Origin of the sequence: Streptomyces sp. NPDC051133 (assembly GCF_040682635.1) — a bacterium.
Taxonomy (GTDB): Bacteria; Actinomycetota; Actinomycetes; order Streptomycetales; family Streptomycetaceae; genus Streptomyces.
In genome coordinates this window covers 1-3,830 of the sequence record NZ_JBFBBK010000148.1, presented here as the reverse complement: position 1 = coordinate 3,830, position 3,830 = coordinate 1, and the positions used below count along the sequence as shown (strand labels likewise).

General features: G+C 61.9%; 4 protein-coding genes and 3 pseudogenes. 6 read left to right on the top strand and 1 reads right to left on the bottom strand.

Annotated elements, in window-relative coordinates; all coding sequences use genetic code 11:
• From AB0N17_RS45580 to AB0N17_RS45560, 5 genes and pseudogenes are all read left to right on the top strand, one after another.
• Nucleotides 1-1,043: alkane 1-monooxygenase (locus tag AB0N17_RS45580; protein ID WP_366017574.1), on the top strand; the 1,043-nt coding region annotated here is incomplete at its 5' end.
• Nucleotides 1,040-1,210 carry a rubredoxin gene (locus AB0N17_RS45575; protein WP_366017573.1) on the top strand — a complete coding sequence of 57 codons (171 nt, stop codon included), beginning with the start codon at nt 1,040-1,042 and terminating at the stop codon, nt 1,208-1,210. The genes AB0N17_RS45580 and AB0N17_RS45575, both read left to right, overlap by 4 nt.
• Entirely contained in the window at nt 1,207-1,380 is a 174-nt protein-coding gene (locus tag AB0N17_RS45570; RefSeq protein WP_366017572.1) for a rubredoxin, read from the top strand. The genes AB0N17_RS45575 and AB0N17_RS45570 overlap by 4 nt, the downstream gene beginning before the upstream one ends.
• Nucleotides 1,373-2,566 carry an FAD-dependent oxidoreductase gene (locus tag AB0N17_RS45565; RefSeq protein ID WP_366017571.1) on the top strand — a complete coding sequence of 398 codons (1,194 nt, stop codon included), beginning with the start codon at nt 1,373-1,375 and terminating at the stop codon, nt 2,564-2,566. The genes AB0N17_RS45570 and AB0N17_RS45565 overlap by 8 nt, the downstream gene beginning before the upstream one ends.
• A gap of 224 nt (nt 2,567-2,790) precedes the next feature.
• Nucleotides 2,791-2,883: pseudogene (locus AB0N17_RS45560) on the top strand (IS5/IS1182 family transposase); the annotation flags it as partial.
• 25 nt (nt 2,884-2,908) lie between these two features.
• Here the strand turns inward: AB0N17_RS45560 and AB0N17_RS45555 are convergent.
• Nucleotides 2,909-3,541: pseudogene (locus tag AB0N17_RS45555) on the bottom strand (SGNH/GDSL hydrolase family protein); the annotation flags it as partial.
• 80 nt (nt 3,542-3,621) lie between these two features.
• On the opposite strand from AB0N17_RS45555, the pseudogene AB0N17_RS45550 reads away from it, so the two are divergent.
• A pseudogene (locus AB0N17_RS45550) lies at nt 3,622-3,714 on the top strand (ATP-grasp ribosomal peptide maturase); the annotation flags it as partial.
• Nucleotides 3,715-3,830: the final 116 nt, after the last annotated feature.

Below are 3,830 nucleotides of genomic sequence, written 5' to 3'. Positions count from 1 at the left end.
GAACGGGAGTCTTCTGGTGGGTGTCACTACTGATCGTCTTTGGGTTGATCCCCTTGGTGGACCTGTTCATAGGGAAGGACTCAAACAACCCGCCGGACAGCGTTTTGCTCTGGCTTGAGTCCGACCGCTACTACCGTTGGTGCACCTACCTCTTCCTGCCGTTGCAGTACGGGGGTCTTGTCCTGGCCTGCTGGTTGTGGAGCGGCAGCCAACTGTCGGCCGTTGACAGAGCCGGGCTGATGGCCACTGTGGGCCTGATCGCCGGATTTGGCATCAACACGGCGCATGAACTGGGCCACAAGAAGGACTCTGGGGAGCGCTGGCTGGCCAGGATCGCGCTTGCCCAGACCTGCTACGGCCACTTCTACATTGAGCACAACCGTGGGCATCACGTACGGGTGGCGACGCCGGAAGACCCAGCCAGCTCAAGGCTGGGTGAGTCCTTCTGGGCATTCCTGCCAAGGTCAGTGTTCGGCAGTCTCCGCTCGGGCTGGGGGCTCGAAAAGCAGCGACTACACCGACTGGGCAAGAGCCCGTGGACGTGGCACAACGACGTCCTCAGCGCATGGGCTATGTCTGCAGTGCTGTTTGGGACCCTGACGGCCACCTTTGGGTTCCAGGTGCTGCCCTACCTGATCATGCAGGCCGTCATTGGCTTCTGTCTTCTGGAGATCGTCAACTACCTTGAACATTATGGGCTGTTGCGACAGAGGACGGAGACTGGACGGTATGAGCGGTGCACTCCCAAGCACTCGTGGAATAGCGATGATATTGCCTCCAACGTGTTCCTCTACCACTTGCAGCGTCACAGTGACCACCATGCCAACCCAACACGCCGGTATCAGGCCCTTCGGCACTTTGACCAGTCTCCGCAGTTGCCCTCCGGCTATGCCACGATGATCCTTCTGGCTCTGATCCCCCCGGTGTGGCGGCGGGTAATGGACGCAAGAGTGCTCGCCCACTACGACGGCGACGTCTCCCGCGCGAACCTCCACCCTCGAACCCGAGCCAAGGTGCTGGCCCGATACGGAGACTGCACGTGAGCGCATCTCGGTATAGGTGTCCGGTTTGCGGCTACGTCTATGACGAGGCCATCGGCGCCCCGCGCGAGGGCTTTCCCATCGGTACGCCCTGGGTTCACATTCCAACCGATTGGTGCTGCCCTGACTGCGGGGTACGCGAAAAGGTCGATTTCGAGGAGATGACATGAAGATCTGGGAGTGTCTGGTATGCGGATTCGTCTATAACGAGTCTCTGGGTTGGCCTGATGAGGGAATCGCCCCGGGCACTCGCTGGGAGGACATTCCTGACGACTGGTCCTGCCCTGACTGCGGGGCTGCCAAGGCCGACTTCCAGATGGTCGAGGTGGCCGGTGCCTGAGTCCATACCTCGTACAACCGTCATCGTAGGCACCGGAGTGGCCGGAGCCAGCGCAGCGCTGACTCTCCGACATGAAGGATTCGATGGCCGAATCCAGCTCATCGGCGATGAGTCACACATCCCCTACAGACGTCCTCTGTTGTCAAAGGAACTGCTCAAGCGCCCGGTGTCCAACGAACGAGTCCAATTTAAGCCTGAATCCTTCTGGCAGGAACAGGGAATTGAGCTCCACACTCACACCAAGGTGAAAGAAATTCGCGATCGCAGGCTGCTGCTCGCTGACGGCAACTTTCTAACATTCGACCGGCTGTTGCTAGCCACCGGAGGCCAGGCACGCACACTGCCTCACGTGATCCGTGACGAGCGCGTGCACACCCTGCGAACGCTAGATGACCTTACCTACCTGCGGTCCGACCTGATGGAGGGCGGGTCACTACTTGTCATCGGTGCTGGGCTGGTCGGCCTGGAAGTTGCCGCCACCGCTCGAACGATGGGTCTGGACGTCACCGTGCTAGAAGCAGCCGCTGAACCTCTCCGCCGGACGCTGCCTCGGCAATTGCGCCAGGCCATAGTCCAGCTGCACGGCTCGCACGGGGTCGAGATCCACACAGGCGTACACCTTGCAAATATGGGACGCCACGGCAAACTGCTTTACGCCTCCAGCAGCGATGGCCGCACCTGGAAGGCACACACAGTACTCGTAGCTGCCGGCGTCCAGCCGCGGGCGGAACTCGCTATAAAGGCCGGGCTTAAGACGGACGACGGAATAATCGTCGACGAGTACGGCGCCACCAGTCATCCAAACATCTATGCAGCCGGCGACGTCGCCCGCCTTCCCGACCGTATTTTGAATCAGCAGGTGCGTGTCGAGCAGTGGAATCATGCACAAGAACACGCCACCCATGTGGCACGCAACATGCTCGGCGCCCGCACGCCCTTCACCGCTGTCCCCTGGGGATGGACCGAACAGTACGGGATTAGGTTGCAGTTGGCTGGCCATCCAGCATTGGCGGACAACCTGAGGGTGCATGGTGAAGTCACGGATTTCGACTTTACAGCCCTTGCTCACCGCTACTGCCGCCCCATCGGAGCCGTAGTTGCAGGCCGACCGGCCGAATTCCAAACCATGCGCGCTCAGATCGGTCGGCAGGCAGAGATCCGAACCGCCATCTGTGGCTCGCCCTGACCGGTGGAACCAAGCCGAGAGCCGGGCGTCGCCGTTCAACGGTAGCCCGCAGGAGCGGGACTGGCTGCGTGGTGACCGCGACGATGCCTTAAGGGTACTCACCGCGAAGAGGTGGAGGCCGCCACCGGGGCGCACGAGTTGAAGAGGACGCAACGAGGCTGGGGGCGCTGTGGTACCCGCTGCCATCTCTCAGGAAGGATTCCTGCACCTCCCCACTGAGCCGGAAGGGCTTTCACGCAGTGGCCTCCCGCTTCGATAAGCGGGCATACATCTTTCACAGCACGCAATCCGTCACCGCGATGCGCCTCTGGCTTCGCCGTGACTCCCTGGGCGCCCTGCCGGTTACTTTGCCGCAGATTCGAAGGTGGGCAAGTAGCCATCCGACTGGCCGGCCGACGTGGGATGGTAGGATTCATCCACCGGATAGGTGATGGAGTGGAGCCACGGCGATTGTGAGCAGAGCTCGTGGCCGCTGAAGGCCGGAGTGACGTCAATAAAGGTGAAGCGATGGGCGCCGGCCTGGTTGGCCGTGACACTGTTCATGTCGTCGATCGCAACGTCGATGGCGGCGCGACTCTTCTCGGTGAGGCCTACCGCGCAGCTGCCGTTCAGCTTGTAGAAGTGCGGGTAGCCGAGAACGTCGACCCGGGCAGAGGGTGCCTTACCGCCAATCGCCGCATACACGGTGTCCAGCTTTCCCGGCAGGGTGTCTTTGATGTAACCGCGCGCCTGCGCAATCCGGGCCAGGCAGGAGGATTCGCCCTGCAGAATGCAGGTCGTCATCGCGTCGGCAAAGCCCGCGTCATTGGCGCCCACCGTGATACTCACCAGTGATGTTGCCCTGTTGAGTGGTCCCAGTTGGCCGGAGATGACATCGCCGGTTGCTGCGCCTGAGCAGGCGGTGAAGGAGAAACTCGACGGGCTGTGCGCGGCGGCCCACAGCGCGGGGTAGGACTTGATGCTGCGCTCACCCGCTTCTGGAAGAGGTGCATGGTGCCGGACACGGAGGCGTCGATCTCGTCGGCGATCACCTCGGTCACGGGGACGGTCTGGGCGACAAGGTTGCCGATATCCGGGTGACGGTGATCGGCGAGCAGATCTTCGCCGTGCGGATCGACTCCGGTCTCCTCGACTGGCGCACGGACTACGGCACCTTGCCGTCGACCAGATAGAGCGGAACCGAGATCGGCTTGAAGATGACCGGACCGTGCGCCCTGATGAAGGCCCGTGCATCGTCGGGAACGTTGGTGACCAACGTCGGGGG